Genomic DNA, 18,222 nt, shown 5'->3' with positions numbered 1-18,222 from the left:
AAATCTGATTGGGATGGTCTTTTGTATACATCCCAACCGCCATCGCGTCAATCGGCTTGATACGTTCGAGTGCGAACTGAAACGCTGGCAGTGGCTTACTTCTGCCTGCGGCGAGGACTTTAATCGAGATCACCGGAAGATGTACAGCTTGAATTGCTGCAATTGCTGCCTCCCGATCTGCGTCGAGATACATCTCGCGATGACGGGTATGATTGTAAAGCGCGCAGACATAGAAATCAACATCGTATTCGTCGTGGTAGCACTGTTTCATAATGTGAGGCTCATGCGTTCCTATGCCGGGGGAAAACCCCAAATCTCGAATCAGTTTCAACGCATCGTGCAAGGAGCCCAGTTTTCCCTCATCATAGAGCCGATCTGTTGTTCCCCCGTGATGATAGATAGCGATTGGTTGGTAACGGGCAATCAGTCGAATATGCGCCGCCAGATCGGTATATTCATTCCCTTTCGCCGTCTGTGCAATCCACTGAATCTTTCCGCCAGCGTTTCGGTACTCATTCAGTATCCGCATGATGTGGCGATCCGCCCGCGCAAGTACGGTATTGATTCCGCACCGTTCCGCTTCGCGCAGATCTGCCATAATCTGATCAGCGGTGTAGTAATCCTCCATCTCCTTCGACTTTGCAAGGGAATGGTGGGAAATGCCGCTATATGGGTTGCCCCCAATAATCAAGCGGCTCACCCGGTGAGATCCAATGGCAATCGTTGGCAATTTCATGACAAGTTCATACCTTTACTTTGAATTATCGAGTCTTGTCATGTATTGCAGGTTATATGCCAGTCCAAAAGTCTCATTTTCCGAGTTTAGAACGCCTTAATTGCACGGAATTGGGCAAATTCACCCTACCAGCTGGTGACGGTTTGGTGCGAGTTTATTTTCCGATTTAGTGCTGTATGAAATTTTACCCATTTTACACAAGAATATTAGTATTTTATGGATAGGAGCGACAGCCCATGTGGCGGTGCGGAAGCCCCAGCCTCGGATCTATCCCGTGCATTGAGAATCTGGTACAATTGATTGACACCATCTTCTCTGTTGCGCAGTTTCAAGACAGTACCGACAATGGCGCGAACCATACCGCGCAGGAAGGAGTCTGCCTCAATCTGAAAATAGACCAAATCTTCCTCCTGCCAACATCGACATTCGTAAATCTCACAGATTGGATTGATTCGCTCACTGCCGGAGCGTTGGAAAGAAGAAAAATCTCGCACCCCGACCAGCGATTGGCAGGCTATGTCTGCATCTTGTGCGTCAATTGGATCGGGGAAAAAGTAGGCATTATTCCGTAGGAGTACAGAGGGATATGCGCGGTTGAGAATTGTGTACCTATAGGTACGGCTCACCGCACTGAATCGGGCGTGGAAATCTGGCGGGACCTCTTCCACATCAATAATGACGATGTCTCGCGGCAGAGTGGCGTTGAGTGCCTTCTGAAATGAAAGTAATGGCATCTGAGAATGGGTGTGGAAATTGGCAACCTGACCGGCGGCATGTACTCCTGTGTCCGTCCTCCCTGCGCCGATGATTTGTGTCTGTGTCTTAGTAATTTTTGCGAGTGTGTCTTGGATGGCTGCTTGAATCGTTATCGCGTTAGGCTGAATCTGCCAGCCGTGATAGTTTGTGCCGTCGTATTCGATTGTGAGCTTGATATTTCGCATCGTCATTTATAGCCCGGCAATACGTTCCGCACATCATGTTTTCCGCTTGATTCTTTTGGGTTGCAATGCTAAACTATTGTGAAATTAGTTCCTACATTCACAGAGGGAAAATATGCGGATCAGTGAAGCACAGAAAGAACAGTTTGAAGAAAAGGGATTTTTCGTCCTTGAAGATATCTTCAGTGAGGCGGAGATCGACAATCTCACCGATGAGATTGAAAGGTATGTTGACGAAGCAAACCAACAACTTAAAGCGGATGGTGGAAAGGGGATTAGCCGCCCGGACGAGATTGTGTTTACCTCTTTCATTGCGGAAAAAAACGAGAAGATTCTATCCTTCGTCAAACAGGATAAATTTGTCCAACTGACAACGGATCTCATCGGTCCAAATGTCCGTCTCTACTGGAATCAGGCGGTCTTCAAATATCCTGAAACACCCCAGGAATTTCCGTGGCATCAGGACAATGGATATACACCAGTCGATCCGGAACAATATTATACCTGCTGGCTGGCACTTAGTGATTCAACGCTGGAAAATGGCTGTATCTGGGTGCTGCCCGAAACTCATAAGTTCGGCACACAACCGCATAATCGAACGGTGTTAGGACAGGTCGGATACTCCGGCGACAATCCGGGGGTTGCCGTACCGCTGAAAAAGGGAAGTATGGCAGTTTTTTCATCGTTACTTTTTCATCGAAGTGGTCCTAACCTGACGGAGGGCGTCCGCAAAGCGTATATTATTCAGTATATACCGGCTCATACGAGAAACGCAAGAAATAACGAACCCTTTACGGATCGGCTTTGGATTGCGAAAGATGGGAAACGGTATGATGAAGAACCTTCGGATGGGTAAGGAGGGGAAACAGTTTTTGACGCCTTGGATGGAAGAGTGAAAAAAATCAACATGGACGACATTACGCTTGCGTATTCAACCGATTCTGTTAATTGGACAGAATTGGCAGAAGTGTACCGCTTGGCACCGTTGGGCACATACGATCGGGAGCGGCTACAACATGCTTACGAGAAGAGCCAGGTCTGCTGCTTCGTATATCATGGTACTCAGTTGATTGCCGCCGGACGGGCATTGTCTGATGGGGAATACTTCGCTTTCATTTGTGATATCGTCGTTCTGCCGGAATTTCAGCGACAAGGGATAGGGACACGTATCATGAACGCGATGTTCGAGAGGTTATCCGCCGAAAAAGTGCTTCTCGCTTGCGTGATTGGGCAGGAAGACTTCTATAGAAAACTGGGGTTCTTGAGACATAAATCCGTCATGGCTCTCTATCCGAATGCCGAATGGTATAAGGAGAACGGGCTTTTGGAATGAAGGAGGACAACATGGAACGTCTTGAATACGGGAACACAGGACTCGAAATCTCGCGCCTTTGCTTTGGTGCAGGGCATCTCAATAGAGTTTGTGCGAGTTACGCAGAGGGCGGCAGCCTGTTACGCGAGGCATTTGATCAGGGCATCACCTTCTGGGATACGGCTGAAGGGTATGGCAGCCAGCCACATCTGGGTGCAGCGCTGAAAGGACTTGCGCGCGATCAAGTGGTCATCCAAACGAAAACGGGAGCGCAGGATCATGCCGGTGCTCGCAAGAGTATCGAACGTTCTCTCCGAGAAATGGGGACAGATTACATCGATGTGCTTTTGCTGCATGGCGTTTCCTCGCCTGAAGATTTGGAATCACGGGAGGGAGCCATGTCAGCATTTCTGGATGCCAAAAGTAAGGGAATTGTCCGTGTCATCGGTTGCTCGACGCACCTCTTCACGGGACCGGTGATGGACGCCGTCATTGATCACCCTGAGATTCAGGTCATCTTGGCAACAGCGAACAAGGAGGGCAGAATGTTGGAAGGCGGTCCGTTTGATCGGCACCTTGGGTACCTCCAGCGAGCTTATGACCTCGGAAAAGGGCTCAGTATTATGAAGGTCATCGCAGCAGGAGACCTCCCTGAGTCAGAACTTGAAGATTGGATTCGCTGGGGATTTGAGCTGGAAATCGCACACGGCATCAATCTCGGCATGTCTAACCGGTCAGAGATTGATTTTGATATACGGATCGCGCGTGAACATGCGAGGCGACGTCTGCGCAAGGTTGCGTGAAAAGCCATGAGAATTTTTCACCTCTCAAAGGAGGTTTCAACATGACAGAACATACGCATAACGCTTCACCTACAGTGATCCCGGCTTCCGAGACAGCTGAGCGGATGGCAGTTGCCTGCGCGAACTTTTTAGACACCTTGACACCGGAGTTAAGGCGGAAGACGGAATTCGCGTTTGAAGACGGTGAACGTCAACGCTGGCACTACATCCCACGTGAGATGTTCAATCGCAAAGGGATATATCTCCAAGAAATGAACCAGAAGCAACGGGATGCGGCGTTCGGTCTGCTTGCCACCGGATTAAGCCAGACGGGCTATCAAAAGGCAACAGCGATTATTGATTTGGAAGCCACGCTCGGTGAGCAGGAACGGATGGAAGGGGTTGCACAACTTATCCGAGATCCCGAACTCTACGCCTTCAGTGTTTTTGGAGATCCGACGAACCACGGTCCCTGGGGCTGGCGAGCGGAGGGGCACCATGTTTCACTCCATTTTACCGTTGTGAACAGGGAGTTGATTACGCCGAATCCGTTCTTCTTTGGATCCAATCCGGCAGAGGTTCGGCATGGTCCCGACAAGGGACTGCGTATATTGTCCGCAGAAGAGGATCTTGCTAGACAACTTTTGGGATCTCTTACTCCGGATCAGAGCAGCAAAACGGTTATCCACGAAACGGCACCTGCGGATATCCTGACGCGAGATGTTCCAAAAGTCCAACTTGATGCCGCTGAAGGGTTGGCAGTCGAATCAATGACAACCGCACAACGTGAAGTTTTGGTGCAGCTTATTGACACGTATATCGATCGGCTTCCTGAACAGCTAGCGAAAATTGAGGGGCAGAAACTGCGCGATGCAGGTATAAACGATATCCATTTTGCTTGGGCAGGACCGGCGAATCGCGGACAGCCGCATTACTACCGGCTTCACGGTCCCTTCTTCTTTGTGGAATATGATAACACGCAAAACAGCGCCAACCATATCCACACCGTTTGGCGACATATCGAAGATGATTTCGGTATAGATCTGCTCCGTTCCCACTATCAGAACGGACACCATCACGCCTAAAACGGAGTTCGACACTGATGAACCGTGCGGAGGCGCAGATTCTTCGCACGGTTTTATGATTCGAGCCGGTTCGCCCGAAACCACTCATATATCAGCACGCTACCCGCCACTGCCACGTTGAGCGATTCTACCTTGCCTGTCATTGGCAGCCGCGCCCACCCTTCGACCTGCGCACGCACCGCATCGGATATACCTCGCACATCATGCCCCAGAACTATGGCGACTCGACCTTTCCAGTTTTCCTGATTCCAGAATTTGCCGAGATGCGGATCCGCTCCCATCGTTCTGAATCCTTTTTCATGCAGCCATCTAAAAAGCCCTGGAATGTCAGCTGTCTCTACAAGAGGGACGCTGAACAGTGAACCGTGACTCCCCCTTACAGACTTAGGGTGAAAGATGTCCACGCAGGGTGGGATCAGAAAAACGGCTGCAGCCCTAACGGCATCTGCAGTACGGAGAATCATCCCTAGATTGCTTGGCGTTTGTGTCCCATCAAGAACAAGGACTAGTTCATCGCCGGTCAAAGAGATGTCCTGAAATGACACCTCAAAGAGGGCGAAAGTTGCCACAATATGTGTCTGTATGACATGGGGCGGTGCTTTATGGGGGGCGGCGTATACGTTGCCGGCGGCAGCTGATAGTGTATGCAGGACCTGAGTTGACACGGGGGCAAGGGTTGCACCGGCTTTTCGCAAGCGATTGAGAAGTTGCTGTATTGCCTTTTCACCGCATTGTTCTTCACAATAGAAAACTTCGATCGGTTGTATCCCGGCATCCAGTGCCAGATGCAAGATTTCAAAGCCTTCGACTAGGAAGCGTCCTTGGCGCTGACGGTGCTTGCGTGTCTGAAGTTTGCGAGCAGCGACGATTCGCTGGTTGTTGACGCTGGTAATAACGGAATGGTGCTGGGGCGATATGGGTTTGTGTTTCTGCAAGACGCTGTTCTCCTGCACCGCATGAAAGCGAAAGAAAAAAGAATCCGAATGGTTAATCATTAAACACTAGCGAGAACCACGCGCTCAATATCAGCATAATCTTTGATAACCTCACAGTGCTTATATGCGGGTTGCGATTGAATCAGGTCTTGAACAGGGTGACTTTGGTTGCAACCGATTTCCAAGATGAGTTTCCCTTCCGAATTCAAAAACTGTGGCGCGTCTGTTACGATACGCCGAATGATGTCAAGGCCATCAGCGCCAGCAAAGAGCGCGATTTCCGGCTCGTGCTCTCGTACATCCAAGGGAAGGGTTGACGCCTCGTCTGTGCCCACATAAGGCGGGTTGGAAGCAATCCAGTCAAAACGGGAGTTGGGTAGTTCTTGCAGGGGTTCAAACAGATCGCCTTGCAGGAACGTGAGTCGATCTGCGCAGTTGTGAGTGAGTGCATTCTGCTGGGCAACTGCTAAGGCTTCCGTTGAGAAATCTGTGGCAATCAACTCCCAATCAGGACGGTGATGACCAGAACTAATCGCAATGGCGCCGCAACCTGTTCCGATATCCACGAACCGGCAAGGCTCCTGCTGATGCTGTAATACTGTCTCAACTAGAGTCTCTGTCTCGGGTCGCGGAATTAGCACACGCGAATCTACATAGAAGTCCAGTGACATAAACTCTTTGTGGTTGGTAAGGTAACTCACAGGAGTGTGCGCTATCCGTTTTTTGATTAGCTCCCGAAATTTCGATAGCGCCTCTTGGAACACAGGCATCTCGAAGGAGAGATAGAGTTGTAAACGGCTCTTTTGCAGGAGGTGTCCGAGCAACAATTCCGCGTCTAATCGCGGGGTAGGGATTTCGTGACGTTCAAAGTACTCTGCCGTCCACTCGATAAGATCGATTACGTGCCAAGTTTTCACGACGATAAGTTCTTTAATTGCTCTGCTTGGTCAGCGTCTATCAAGGCATCAATGAAAGTGTCGATGTCTCCATCTAAAACTGCATCTAACTGATAAACGCTTAGACCGATACGATGGTCTGTCACCCGATTCTGGGGAAAGTTATACGTGCGAATTTTTTCACTTCGATCGCCGCTGCCAATCATAGATCTCCGCGTTTGCGCACGTTCGGCATCCTGTTCAGCTTGCATCTGCTCAAGTAGACGGGATCGCAGAATCTTCATTGCCTTGGCTCTGTTCTTATGTTGAGATTTTTCATCTTGGCAGGATACCGTGAGCCCTGTAGGAATGTATGTGATTCGTACCGCTGAATCGGTTGTATTGACGCTCTGGCCGCCTGGTCCTGATGAACGGAACGTTTCAATCTGCAAATCTTCTGCGTCAATCTTGAGATCAACCTCTTCCGCCTCCGGCAAGACGGCAACAGTCACCGCGGATGTGTGGATGCGACCACTGGCTTCCGTTGTGGGGACGCGCTGCACACGGTGTGTACCGCCTTCAAACTTTAGCCGGCTATATGTCCGGTTCCCGTTAATCGAAAAAATAATCTCTTTGAAGCCTTTCAAGCCGGTTGCATTGGAGTTGAGCAGTTCTACTTTCCAACCTTTCTGATCAGCGTATCTTGAGTACATCCGGAAAAGCTCGCCGGCAAATAAACTTGCTTCTTCACCCCCTGTTCCCGCGCGGATCTCCACAATCACATTCTTTTCGTCGTTCGCATCCTTCGGGATGAGCAAGATCTTCAACTCGGTTTCTAAGTTGTTTTTCTGCTCGGTGAGCCCGTCCAGCTCTTGCTTAGCAAAGGCAATAAACTCAGCATCGGTCTCTTGTTCAAGCAGGGCGGAAGTTTCCTCGATCTCTTTCGCTGTTTTTTGATACTCCGTATACTTTGAAACAATCGGTGCAAGTTCCGCGTGCGACTTTGCGAGGTTTTGCAGGTTTTGCTGATCGGCAATTTGTGCGGGATCGGCTAAACCTTTTTCTATTTCTAAATATCTTGTTTCTATCTCTTTTAACTTCTCAAGCATAGTTAGGTTATCACTTTAGTATTAAACGGGTGTTGACGCTGCTTTATTGGTAGCCTTGAGATTTGGATTTTCCATGCCGAAACCAGCTTCGCGCCGTTTGCTCGATTCGGTTCGTGCTTTCTCGGACCACGCCTTAAACTCAGGTGTCCAAGCGCTGTCGTGTAGGGTTGCCCGTTTGCGATAGGGGACGTAGTTGCCCAGATGCCAGAGTGTATTTCGGTAAAGTGCGAAATCTCCCGCTTCTAGATGCAACTGTATCGCCCCGGGCATACTGCGACAATATTCGAGGCAGAGTGGTTCCCGCTCTTCTACGGATTTGCCATCAAGGTCCACGCCCGGTATGGGTCGATCTGGGAAGCGTTCAATTTCCGCTGGCAAGTCTCGCCTCAGATGGCTACCCAGAACAAACCACGTCGAACTGTCTTCATACAAAGCGCAATTAATCTGATTGAAATGATTGATGTCGGTGAACACTTCATCCCACATTGAGAGTGGCAAACCGGCGGCGTTATCGCGCCAGTCGCGGTGCCACGGCGTGCAGTATGGCATATCCGCAGGTTCAAACAGAATACCGAAGTGGTCTCGATCACCATGACGATGACGCGGCGTCAGCACCTCGGCAATGGCATCAACCAGTGGTGGTAAATTGGCGTAGTCAATGAAGGGCTGTTGGTCAAGATCATAATTTGCAACGGGCTGGAGACGCTGCACTTGGGGACCGCTTTGCTCACGGGCAATTGCTTTCGCCCTGTCACTGACTTGTCGCAGATCTCGAATCAATGACGGTGGAAGAATTTTTCGGAAAACTGTGTAACCGAGCATATGGTATTCTTCAATATGTTTATCAGACACTTGAAATCCCATGCGTTATTTTTTTTCCACCTTCTATTCACTGCGATTTTTTTTAGAACCTCAGAAGGGCAGATGGTCGCTCGTACAATTTACCAGTTGACCTCTGCCCTCTCATGTTTCATAGCCGATAAGAATTCAGTGATGCGATTACACAACGCTTGTGCTCTGAAGGGTTCTGCCGGCATTTATGACTAAACCTTATTTAATTTTCATCGGCAAGACCATACCTACGGCGGAAACTTTCGACCCGTCCCGCCGTATCGACAATTGTCTGCTGACCTGAGTAAAATGGGTGACACTTTGAACAAATTTCTACGCGGATTTGAGGTTTGGTAGAATAGGTTGTATATGTTGCACCACACACACAATTGATGACACATTCCATTGTTTCTGGATGGATATCTGATTTCATGAGGATCTTCACCTCCTTGCAGTTTATTTAACGGTCAACTCAGCGCTACCACTGATACCGTCCACCGCGGGCGGGACCGTTGGCTTTGGTATTGTTTATCATCATATCAATAAACTGCTCATTTGTCTCTGTTTTTCCTAAGTGTTCGACAAGGAGTTCCATTGATTCAGCGGTGCTCATCTGCCCCATGAATTTGCGCAGGATCCACGCTTTGCTGAGTATCTCTGGCTTGAGCAGTAGCTCTTCGCGTCTGGTCTTCGATTTACCGATGTCGATGGAGGGGAAGATGCGCCGTTCTAGCAGAGAACGCTCTAAGTGAATCTCCATGTTTGCAGTACCTTTTAACTCCTCATAAATATGCTCATCGCCTCGGCTTTCGGTATCAACCAATACGGTGGCTATAATCGTTAAGCTGCCGCCTTCCTCAAACTTTCGTGCCGCCCCGAAAAACTGACGCGGTTTCATAAACGCAAGCGCGTCAATACCGCCTGACAATGTTTTACCACTGTGCGGTGCCACAACGTTACAGGCTCGCACGAGACGTGTCATGCTATCCAGCATAATCACTACGTCTTTGCCATATTCGACCCATCGCTTCGCTTTTTCAATGACCATATCCGCGACTTGTACATGCCGTTCCGGATGCTCATCAAAGGTGGAACTGATAACTTCCCCTTTTATGGACCGGGAAACATCTGTCACTTCTTCTGGACGCTCATCAATTAATAAGAAGATGAGCATAACTTCTGGATGATTCTCCTCGATACCGTGGGCGATATTTTTTAAGATTGTGGTTTTGCCGCTGTAAGGCGGAGCTACAATCAACCCACGCTGCCCCTTACCGATCGGGGACATCAAATCGGTAATCCGTGTAGAAAATTCCTTCGGATTATGTTCAAGTATTAGCTGCTCATAAGGGTAGACAGGGGTTAAGTTATCGAAAAGGATCTTATCCTTTGCGGCTGTTGGGGCTTCGGCATTGACTTTTTCAATTTTCAACAATGCGAAGTAAAACTCATCTTTATCGCCTCCCTTTTTAGGGGGACGGATCTGTCCCTGAACCTCGTGACCTGTACGGAGGTCAAATTTGCGTATTTGCGAGGGAGAGACATAAATATCATCGGTACTTTGCAAATAGTTATAGCTTGATGACCGAAGAAAACCGTATTTTTCTGGTAAAATCTCAAGGATACCTTCTCCGAACAACATGCCGCTGCTTTCCGCTTTGGCTCCAAGAATTTGGGCAATAAGCTCTTGTTTGCGGAGGCTACTGTATCCTGTTAGCCCCAACTTCCGAGCCATACCATTCAATTCGGAGATCGTCATCTCTTGGAGTTTAACAATGTCCACATTCTCCATAATTTTGTTACTCCTCATTGCGCGATTCTAACCGCTTGCAGATTGACTAACACTCATATCTTTTACACTAACCCAAAGTTGCACAAAGCATTTGCAGCAGACACTCCACGGTTGACGCTACACTTCGGGAAGAGATGTGCAACGACTCACCGGTTTGCCTTTATAAACTATAATTTATGATCGTTGGCAGCATAGTGGTGGGAAATTATCGAAAAGAAAGTTGGATCAAATTAAGATAAAAGACAAGGATACGCAGAATAGCGGTTGGTTAAGTGGTGAATTATAAGGAATTCCCAAACGGGTAACATAGAAGAGGCGTCGAATCGGTGTATGAAGGCATTCAAAATAATACGAAATATAGTGGCGGACGACTGTCGGTGGGAATTATTCCTGTTAACGCTAGAATTATACATTAATGGATCGTTCAACGTCAAGTATTTTATTTGAGGACTGTAAAAATATTCATAGGACTGATGCAAATTGAACAGAAAATTGGCATATTTTGCTGAAAAGTCGTTATTTAATTCCATCTAACCCCTTAAATCCCCTGATCAGGGGACTTTAAGAGGACATGCGTAAGTCCTAATTCAAATGAATGAATAAAGCCTTCAACCTTAGCAACTTTGCTCAATTTTCCCGAGGAGAATGAACGGGAACGGTTACGAATCCTGCACCTCTACACCTGCATCATCGTCCGCTTGTGTTTCACTTTCTACACCGGCTGTCAGTTGTAAGAAAAGTTCCTCAAGCGTCATTTCGATGGAACGCATTTCAAGCAAATTCCATCCGTGCTGAATGATGCTTGATGAAACCGCTGCGCGAATATCTGTATTCAGTTCATAATTGATGTGGAATGTTGGATTGACGTTATCGTTCAAACCTCGGCTTTCGACATGACTGACACCGGGGAGATTTTCGAGGACGGTCTTGACCTCTGCTTCTGGACCTGAGACTTCCAGATAAAGGGTTTTCGTATCGCCCAACTCTGTGTGTCCGTCATCACCTGCGTCAATAGAAACGGCACGTCCCTCTGAGAGTTTTACACCGCCGGCAATTTTACCGTCATTAATCACAATCAACCGCTCACAGGTCATACTCGCTTCAGGGAGGATGTGTGTGCTGAGGATGATTGTGTGTTCGTTGCCGAGAGCCTTGATCAGTTCACGGATCTCAATAATCTGCCGGGGATCAAGACCGGCTGTAGGTTCGTCAAGGACAATGACATCTGGATCATGAATCAGTGCCTGTGCCAAGCCGACCCGTTGACGATAGCCCTTGGACAGCTGTCCGATAATCTGGCCTCGCCGCTCGGTCAAACTACAGGATTCAACCGCTACCTCTAATCGCTCGGCACGTTTGCTTCGCGGTACGCCTTTAATCTTTGACACAAATTTGAGGTAGCCAGTGACGGTCATCTCTGGATAAAGCGGCACACTTTCGGGCAGATAACCGATGTGCTTACGAACATCCAAGGATTGCTTGAAAACATCGTATCCCGCGACCGTTGCATTTCCACTGCTGGCGGGCATAAAGCAGGTCAAAATTCGCATGGTGGTGGTTTTGCCAGCACCATTTGGTCCCAAAAAACCGATGACCTCGCCTTTGTTAATACGAAAGGAAATTCCTTTCAATGCCGGAAATGGTCCGTAATTTTTTGTGAGATTTTCAACTTCGATCATCTATTGATCTCCCGTAATAAACCTGTTTTTCATCAAGGAGTCGTCGCGCCTGGAGCTACAGCACTGATACAAAGTATTGCATGAAAATCCCGATGCCCTCCATATCGTCATTCTCCTTAACGCCGGTGCAGCTGCTTTGGTTACGAATCATGAGGAAAACTTAAGCAAGTGACGGGGTAATGAATACATAGGGCTTTGACTCCTTCTGTATTGATTTTATTCGCTGTGCATATTTTGACGTTTTGACGAAATTCTAGATATAAGGTTGATTAGACGTGTCGCTTTGACTATACGATGTAGCAGAAATTCCTTGAGGGTCGTAAAACGCTTGGTCTTACAGTTGCTTTCGACAATCCTTGAAATACCATTGACGCGCCCCGCAATTTTTGATATACTGAGCACAGTTTAAGACACGGTGTGATCTACTTAAAATCAATCCATCAAGGAGCGCAGCATGAAAATTGACAAGATCGAATCTTTCTTCATCGGTGGCGGTTATGTGGTCCGCATCCACACCGATAACGGCATCAGTGGCATCGGTCAAACCGCTTGCTGGGGCTATCCCGAAGCGGTCGAGAGAATCGTCGCAACCTTTGAAAAATACCTAATCGGTCAAAATCCCCTGCGCATTGAACATCACTGGCAGTATCTCTACCGCATGGGACCGTTTCGTGGCACCGCTCTCTGTGGCGCAATCAGTGCGGTAGATATTGCGCTGTGGGACATCAAGGGAAAGCATTTCGGTGCGCCGGTATGGGAGCTGTTAGGTGGAAATTGTCGTGACAAAATCCGTCTGCATCTTATGGCTGGAGGACCGACCCCAGAGACAATGTTTCAGAGTGCGAAAGATGCAGTAGAGGAAGGGTTCACTGCGCTGAAGTTTGATCCGGTGGTCGGTGGCTATCAGGATATGGCGTTGGATCGCTTGGTCAAGACCGCTCGCGATCTGGTTGCAGCGGCGCGAGAGGGAGGCGGTCCCGATCTTGACCTCATCGTCGAAGTCCACCGCAAACTCACGCCGATGAACGGGATTGTCTTGGCAGAAGCGTTGACACCGTTTAATATCTACTTCCTTGAGGATCCCATCCAGATTGACAGCATCGTGTCGCAGGCGGAGCTTGCCAAGCGGATGACCGTCCCTTTAGGAAACGGTGAACGTCTGACAACGATTTGGGAATTCCGTGAATTGCTCGCCGCCGGTGGACCTCAGTATGTCCGACCGGATGTTGCATTGGCGGGCGGGCTGACTCAATGTAAAAAAATCGCTGCAATCGCTGAATCCTACCACAGTGCGGTTGTTACCCACAATTTCTTGGGACCGCTGACCACAACCGCCTCATTACACCTCGACGCAAGCATCCCAAACTTCATCACCCAAGAATACACCAAGGGCGACGAATCACCTAACAACGCTGTTTACAAAACCTGCTATCAGCGTGAGGGCGGTTATATTCCGATTCCTGAAGCACCGGGACTCGGCGTGGAGTTGGACGATAGTCTGATAGAGCAGCGCCCCTACCAACCGATGAACACCGGTCAAACTTTGCTGCGCGAAGATGGATCGGTCGCTTACGCCGTGTGATCGATAACGGGCAGAAGGCAAAGCAACTCATATTAAAGCACGCTTCACACTTAACAGATTCGGCAACGCATGCAAGGTTTGGATGGTTTCTCTCCACCGCCCGGTCTGCGTTCCGTCCCGGTCTAACAGAACTGCACGGATGTCGGCGGCGTGGGCTCCCATGATATCTGCCTCGAAGGAGTCCCCAACATGAACTGCTTCTTCCGGGGAAACGCCGACGGCATTTAAGGCATATTCAAAAATAGCTGCGTCCGGCTTCGCACTTCGTACCCGCTGATCATGGGAGGCGACGACCACGTCAAAATAGGGAGCAAGTCCAAGTTCTTCAACCATAGCATGTAAGGGCGTATCCCAGTTGGAAATGATTCCCATTTTTAGGTTCATCTGCTGTAATCGGTCAAGGGTCGGCAGAACGTCTTCATAAAGCGTGGCGTTGTTACGCGAAAAAAGGGCATGTTCATATTGCAAGACTTCCCACGCAATCTGTTCTACATGCTCACGCACTCCCAGTTTTCTCAGAAAAGTACAGCAGGCATCAAGTTGTCTGAATATTGTATCCCGTATGTTATCTGTCGGTTTTGAGGCTTCATACGCTTCGGTTAGAATTGCCCGCGCTTCGTCGTAGACAGACCAATCTAGACGCAGTTGATACCGATCGGCAATTTTACGAGTAGTCACACGCAGTGGCTGCGTCCAAGAGATGAGTGTCGCAAAGAAATCGAAGAAGATAGCGTTTGTCATTGAGGTTCCTTACTATAAAGCGCAACTTGGTTTATGTTGTTTTTTCGACAGCTAAATCCGGAAAAAGTTTACAACTTTTTCAAGGATTGACGGTCAAGTTGTTTAAGATGCTCAACCGAGGAGGTTTCCTATGATACCGTGGATCTTTACCCATAGCCCGCTCGAACACTGGCTGCCCGACTACCAGCGAACATTCGACGCTTGGGAGGACGGGGGTGTGCGTGGTATCGTGTTCGGTTACTTGCAGTTCATGCAGGATGACGGCACAACGATTCGGACCTTTGCGCCTGATCCGGAGGTATACAAATCATTCGGGGTGAGTCCACCGCCGGAAGCTCCACGCGATTTGGAGAAAGAGAGACAGCTGCACGCCATGTTAGACGATGCCGCTTCGCGCGATTGGCATATTATGACCTTTAGCGTCCCCGGCGGCGGTGGGACACGACCGTTAGAGGAAGATCCCTATGGCGCGGTGGGATTTGCTGCTAGCGTTCAGGACACGATGAACGCCTACCCTCAAGCGCACGGTGTTATCATAGATGGTCCGGGGGAACAACATTACGAACTAGCCTTCCATCACGGCGGGGAGCTGCTCGAAATTCGTGAGCATGAGCGGCACCGTTTCGCGGCTTTAGGAAAGGATATTCCCCGCTTGGAGCGGGGCATCGCACACTTAGGGGAACGGCTTCACAACCTGACACCGTCTCTGGTACGGTATCACGCTCCCGGCGGGATGCTGGCAGCGTTGACACTATTTGACATCAACGAAGATGCCCTCTACTGGTTGCGGACCCGTCAGGAAACCGCGTTGGGTTACATGCAGGCTGTACGCACCCAACTCGACCAGCTGGACCGCAAGGTGGAATTGGGCGGTATCCCGCGCACGGCGACCTTTTCTTCGCTCACCGGACAGAACTATCAACAGATGGCGTCGCTTTTCGACTACATCTTTCCTAAGCACTACTTCTGGCACCGGGGCTTCGATGGGATGTACGGAACGATTGCGCGTTGGGTCCAGATACTTTCTGAGTGGAACCCTAGACTGACGGAAGAAGATTGCTTTGCAGTAGTGAAGTCGCTGTTTGGCATTGACCTACCGGGCGTTCACTCGCTGATGGATATGGAGATGGGATTCCCGGAGGAGTTCTTCTCAGAGGTCGTATGGAGCGAAACTCAACGTGCACTCGAAGCTATTGGAGATGATGATAAAACTGTCGCTTGGGTGTCAACCGGACGCAGCCCACATGCCGGCGACGCTATGACGGCAAGAGATCTTCACAACATCTTGGCGACCTCCGAACGTGCGGGGTTGAAGCGATTTCTGTTTCACCCGGATCCAGATCTCGGTGCGGCGGAATGGCGGGTCATTTCCGGGCTATGCGGGAATTTGTGGCAGGAGGATCCCAACGGGTATTGGCCCTCTGACACCCAGAAACCAGATACATTTAGTGGTGGCAGAAAACCGTCCCGTTCATAGTTTTTGGTAGTAGGGAACAACGATCGTTGTTCCCTACATTTTCTCTGAGCTGCCTTTCTTTTGACATAAACCTTCTTATTTTTCGGACCAAAGGAGTCATATTTGGAAGATGAAAAAGTATAGAGTTGCGATTGTCGGTGGGGCGGGAACTTGGGGTAGCAGGTATCTACACGCCTACGCCAATCATCCAGCCTGCGAAATCGTCGCACTGGTTGACCGCGCCAAAGACCGCAGACAGACCTTCGCTGACCTATATGGTGTTGAAGTTGTCTTTGATTCACTGGATAACCTGTTAGCCAAAGAAGTTCCAGACATCGTTTCAGCAATCCTTCCGACATCGCACAATCCCGACACGATAATCGCCTGCGCAGAGGCTGGCGTCAAGGTGGTCTCATGCGAAAAACCGATATCAGTTGAATTGTCTCAAGCGGATGCGATGCTGCGTATTTGTCGTGAGCGAGGCACCGTTTTCGGATGTGGTAGTGTCTACTCAGGAGTGCCGTATCTGTTAGAGACAATTGATTGGATCGGTGCCGGTAATATCGGCAAACTCACCGCTGCCGCTATTCCGAGTGGACTGCCACGTGAAGTATCGGGCGGGGGCTGTGTTCAATTGACGCTGCTGCGACTACTCACCGGTATGGAGGTGGAATGGGTCAAAGGCTGGACGTTACCGCCGGAATCCGGCTGGAGGCCGCCTGTTGATGTTTCGGAATCTGAGATTGACTGCCCTGCCTATGGTCGTCTTGGATTATCAGGGGACGTTGTCTGTGAGATTCCTGCGTCATCGGAGCAAGGTGGCTCTTGCCCGATCGCAGTCACAGGGGAAAATGGGCAGGTATGGATGACGAGCCCCAGACCTGTGTTTATCCAAGGGACTGGTGCAGCTTCGACTCCTGTTTATCCTGATTTTCTTGACACCTCTTCACCTGACGACTTCTTTACGCGGCGGATTGAGTGGCTTATGCAGGCGTTTGATACGGGTCGGGATGTGCTGGACAGCGGGCATGGATACCGCCAAGCGTTGGAAATTGCGATCGCGCTAAAACAATCTGCCGAGAGTGGGCACCAACGCATTTCTCTGCCGTTGGAGGATCGCTCGTTGCGGATAGTCCCGCACCCCTACCGGCTATTGGGGGGTGATGTAGCTGGTTGGGAGAGCATCGGCTATAGGGGTCCGCCAAACGCTGAGTAGATTTATAGGTTAATCAACCTTTTACGACTTTGGTTACATAATTATCACTGAAACTTCTGAAGGAGATACAAACAATGGAAGCATTCAAAGAACATGTTGGACTTGCAGCACCGTTGAATCGATTGAATGTAGACACAGATCAAATTATTCCTAAGCAGTTTCTCAAACGGATTGAACGCACCGGTTTTGGAGAGTTCCTGTTTTATGACTGGCGTTCTCTGGATAATGGCGATCCCAATCCGGACTTTGTCCTGAACGATCCCCGCTATCAGGAGGCGAGTATTTTGGTCGCTGGGGCAAACTTTGGCTGCGGTAGTTCGCGGGAACATGCACCGTGGGCGTTGCAACAGTATGGGTTTAAGGCGGTAATCGCACCTTCATTTGCGGACATCTTCCGTAACAACTGCTACAAGAATGGCCTGCTGCCCATCGCTCTGCCGGACGATGTGACTGCGGATCTGATGGAACAGATCGAGGCACAAGAAGGGTACAGGTTGATGATTGATTTGGAAGCACAGCAGGTGGTTCAGCCTGACGGGACTGCACACCCTTTTGAGATTGGTGATTTTGAGAAGCACTGTTTGCTGAATGGCTTAGATGAGATTGGCTGGACGTTGCAGTTTGATGAGCAAATTTCAGCGTATGAAGGACGAATCGGAACTTAGCAGCGTAACTGGAGTGATGGGATAATTAACGCTGACGCTATGTCAATCCCCCACTGAAACGTGGGAGGAGAGCCTTATGACTGAAAAACAGGTCACACTGCCCATAACAGGGATGCACTGTACAAACTGTTCGGACACTGTCGCACGTGAGTTGGGGAAACTGGATGGTGTCGCAACGGCAGATGTCAACTACGCTACCGAGAGAGCAACGGTCACTTTCAACCCGTCTGTGTTGAACGAAAATGGCATCATTGAAAGAATTCAAGACATCGGTTACGGGGTAGCGACAGGCGAGATTGAATTGCCTATAACGGGGATGCACTGCGTCAACTGTGCCGCGAGCGTCGAAAAAGCACTTAACGAAATGCGACCAAGCGTCGTCTCTGCGACAGTAAATTTTGCCACAGAGAAAGCGAAGATCGCGTACATCCCCGGTCAAGTGACGCCCACGGATCTTATTGCTGCTATTAAAGGGGCAGGCTACGGTG

At 49.5% G+C, this 18,222-nt stretch carries 19 protein-coding genes; 9 read left to right on the top strand and 10 right to left on the bottom strand.

Annotated features, from left to right (window positions below; all coding sequences use genetic code 11):
- A partial coding sequence (locus J4G02_08690; protein ID MCE2394648.1) for a hypothetical protein occupies nucleotides 1-736 on the bottom strand: 736 nt, incomplete at its 3' end.
- 206 nt (nucleotides 737-942) lie between these two features.
- Nucleotides 943-1,677: a tRNA pseudouridine(38-40) synthase TruA gene (gene truA, locus J4G02_08685; GenBank protein ID MCE2394647.1), complete on the bottom strand. Its 735-nt coding sequence runs from the start codon at nucleotides 1,675-1,677 to the stop codon at nucleotides 943-945.
- Between the two features lie 112 nt (nucleotides 1,678-1,789).
- Between truA and J4G02_08680 the strand changes: the two genes are divergently transcribed.
- From J4G02_08680 to J4G02_08665, 4 genes are read left to right on the top strand one after another with little or no spacing between them, the layout of a single operon-like run.
- Entirely contained in the window at nucleotides 1,790-2,530 is a 741-nt protein-coding gene (locus J4G02_08680) for a phytanoyl-CoA dioxygenase family protein (GenBank protein ID MCE2394646.1), read from the top strand.
- 36 nt (nucleotides 2,531-2,566) lie between these two features.
- Complete coding sequence (locus J4G02_08675) at nucleotides 2,567-3,007, top strand: GNAT family N-acetyltransferase (protein MCE2394645.1); 441 nt, start codon at nucleotides 2,567-2,569, stop codon at nucleotides 3,005-3,007.
- An 11-nt stretch (nucleotides 3,008-3,018) separates the two neighbouring features.
- Nucleotides 3,019-3,789 (top strand): aldo/keto reductase, encoded by a 771-nt coding sequence (locus tag J4G02_08670; protein MCE2394644.1) that lies wholly within the window; start codon nucleotides 3,019-3,021, stop codon nucleotides 3,787-3,789.
- A gap of 41 nt (nucleotides 3,790-3,830) precedes the next feature.
- Nucleotides 3,831-4,853 (top strand): DUF3500 domain-containing protein, encoded by a 1,023-nt coding sequence (locus J4G02_08665; GenBank protein MCE2394643.1) that lies wholly within the window; start codon nucleotides 3,831-3,833, stop codon nucleotides 4,851-4,853.
- 53 nt (nucleotides 4,854-4,906) lie between these two features.
- Here the strand turns inward: J4G02_08665 and J4G02_08660 are convergent, their stop codons facing one another.
- From J4G02_08660 to J4G02_08630, 7 genes are all read right to left on the bottom strand, one after another.
- On the bottom strand, nucleotides 4,907-5,788 hold the full coding sequence (locus tag J4G02_08660; protein MCE2394642.1) for an RNA methyltransferase: 882 nt from the start codon (nucleotides 5,786-5,788) through the stop codon (nucleotides 4,907-4,909).
- Nucleotides 5,789-5,847: 59 nt separating this feature from the next.
- Entirely contained in the window at nucleotides 5,848-6,705 is an 858-nt protein-coding gene (gene prmC, locus J4G02_08655; GenBank protein MCE2394641.1) for a peptide chain release factor N(5)-glutamine methyltransferase, read from the bottom strand.
- On the bottom strand, nucleotides 6,702-7,772 hold the full coding sequence (gene prfA, locus J4G02_08650; protein ID MCE2394640.1) for a peptide chain release factor 1: 1,071 nt from the start codon (nucleotides 7,770-7,772) through the stop codon (nucleotides 6,702-6,704). The genes prmC and prfA overlap by 4 nt, the downstream gene beginning before the upstream one ends.
- Before the next feature lie 21 nt (nucleotides 7,773-7,793).
- Nucleotides 7,794-8,624, bottom strand: a complete 831-nt coding sequence (locus tag J4G02_08645; GenBank protein MCE2394639.1) for a hypothetical protein — start codon at nucleotides 8,622-8,624, stop codon at nucleotides 7,794-7,796.
- A gap of 202 nt (nucleotides 8,625-8,826) precedes the next feature.
- Complete coding sequence (gene rpmE / locus J4G02_08640; GenBank protein MCE2394638.1) at nucleotides 8,827-9,036, bottom strand: 50S ribosomal protein L31; 210 nt, start codon at nucleotides 9,034-9,036, stop codon at nucleotides 8,827-8,829.
- 45 nt (nucleotides 9,037-9,081) lie between these two features.
- Nucleotides 9,082-10,386, bottom strand: coding sequence for a transcription termination factor Rho (rho, locus tag J4G02_08635; protein MCE2394637.1), 1,305 nt, complete (start codon nucleotides 10,384-10,386; stop codon nucleotides 9,082-9,084).
- Nucleotides 10,387-11,054: 668 nt separating this feature from the next.
- Nucleotides 11,055-12,074: an ATP-binding cassette domain-containing protein gene (locus tag J4G02_08630; GenBank protein ID MCE2394636.1), complete on the bottom strand. Its 1,020-nt coding sequence runs from the start codon at nucleotides 12,072-12,074 to the stop codon at nucleotides 11,055-11,057.
- 454 nt (nucleotides 12,075-12,528) lie between these two features.
- Between J4G02_08630 and J4G02_08625 the strand changes: the two genes are divergently transcribed.
- On the top strand, nucleotides 12,529-13,656 hold the full coding sequence (locus tag J4G02_08625; GenBank protein MCE2394635.1) for a mandelate racemase/muconate lactonizing enzyme family protein: 1,128 nt from the start codon (nucleotides 12,529-12,531) through the stop codon (nucleotides 13,654-13,656).
- Between the two features lie 27 nt (nucleotides 13,657-13,683).
- Here the strand turns inward: J4G02_08625 and J4G02_08620 are convergent, their stop codons facing one another.
- Complete coding sequence (locus J4G02_08620) at nucleotides 13,684-14,397, bottom strand: HAD family hydrolase (GenBank protein ID MCE2394634.1); 714 nt, start codon at nucleotides 14,395-14,397, stop codon at nucleotides 13,684-13,686.
- Between the two features lie 130 nt (nucleotides 14,398-14,527).
- Between J4G02_08620 and J4G02_08615 the strand changes: the two genes are divergently transcribed.
- The 4 genes from J4G02_08615 to J4G02_08600 all read left to right on the top strand — a co-directional run.
- Nucleotides 14,528-15,874, top strand: coding sequence for a hypothetical protein (locus J4G02_08615; GenBank protein MCE2394633.1), 1,347 nt, complete (start codon nucleotides 14,528-14,530; stop codon nucleotides 15,872-15,874).
- 109 nt (nucleotides 15,875-15,983) lie between these two features.
- The gene (locus J4G02_08610; GenBank protein ID MCE2394632.1) at nucleotides 15,984-17,069 is read left to right on the top strand and encodes a Gfo/Idh/MocA family oxidoreductase; all 1,086 of its coding nucleotides are present in this window, start codon (nucleotides 15,984-15,986) and stop codon (nucleotides 17,067-17,069) included.
- A 74-nt stretch (nucleotides 17,070-17,143) separates the two neighbouring features.
- Nucleotides 17,144-17,734 carry a 3-isopropylmalate dehydratase small subunit gene (gene leuD / locus J4G02_08605; protein MCE2394631.1) on the top strand — a complete coding sequence of 197 codons (591 nt, stop codon included), beginning with the start codon at nucleotides 17,144-17,146 and terminating at the stop codon, nucleotides 17,732-17,734.
- Between the two features lie 76 nt (nucleotides 17,735-17,810).
- The coding region (locus J4G02_08600) for a heavy-metal-associated domain-containing protein (protein MCE2394630.1) at nucleotides 17,811-18,222 on the top strand (412 nt) is incomplete at its 3' end.

This window comes from Candidatus Poribacteria bacterium (genome assembly GCA_021295755.1).
Lineage (GTDB): Bacteria > Poribacteria > WGA-4E > WGA-4E > PCPOR2b > PCPOR2b.
Note: the sequence above shows the minus strand (reverse complement) of the source record. Positions and strands in the feature narration are given on the sequence as shown.

What these genes read in the sequence shown, in the direction of transcription:
- J4G02_08665 (MCE2394643.1), top strand. Translation starts at nt 3,831, where the DNA reads ATGACAGAACATACGCATAACGCTTCACCTACAGTGATCCCGGCTTCC.
- truA (MCE2394647.1), bottom strand. Translation starts at nt 1,677, where the DNA reads ATGCGAAATATCAAGCTCACAATCGAATACGACGGCACAAACTATCAC.
- J4G02_08630 (MCE2394636.1), bottom strand. Translation starts at nt 12,074, where the DNA reads ATGATCGAAGTTGAAAATCTCACAAAAAATTACGGACCATTTCCGGCA.
- J4G02_08625 (MCE2394635.1), top strand. Translation starts at nt 12,529, where the DNA reads ATGAAAATTGACAAGATCGAATCTTTCTTCATCGGTGGCGGTTATGTG.
- leuD (MCE2394631.1), top strand. Translation starts at nt 17,144, where the DNA reads ATGGAAGCATTCAAAGAACATGTTGGACTTGCAGCACCGTTGAATCGA.
- J4G02_08615 (MCE2394633.1), top strand. Translation starts at nt 14,528, where the DNA reads ATGATACCGTGGATCTTTACCCATAGCCCGCTCGAACACTGGCTGCCC.
- rpmE (MCE2394638.1), bottom strand. Translation starts at nt 9,036, where the DNA reads ATGAAATCAGATATCCATCCAGAAACAATGGAATGTGTCATCAATTGT.
- J4G02_08670 (MCE2394644.1), top strand. Translation starts at nt 3,019, where the DNA reads ATGGAACGTCTTGAATACGGGAACACAGGACTCGAAATCTCGCGCCTT.
- J4G02_08680 (MCE2394646.1), top strand. Translation starts at nt 1,790, where the DNA reads ATGCGGATCAGTGAAGCACAGAAAGAACAGTTTGAAGAAAAGGGATTT.
- prfA (MCE2394640.1), bottom strand. Translation starts at nt 7,772, where the DNA reads ATGCTTGAGAAGTTAAAAGAGATAGAAACAAGATATTTAGAAATAGAA.
- J4G02_08610 (MCE2394632.1), top strand. Translation starts at nt 15,984, where the DNA reads ATGAAAAAGTATAGAGTTGCGATTGTCGGTGGGGCGGGAACTTGGGGT.
- J4G02_08620 (MCE2394634.1), bottom strand. Translation starts at nt 14,397, where the DNA reads ATGACAAACGCTATCTTCTTCGATTTCTTTGCGACACTCATCTCTTGG.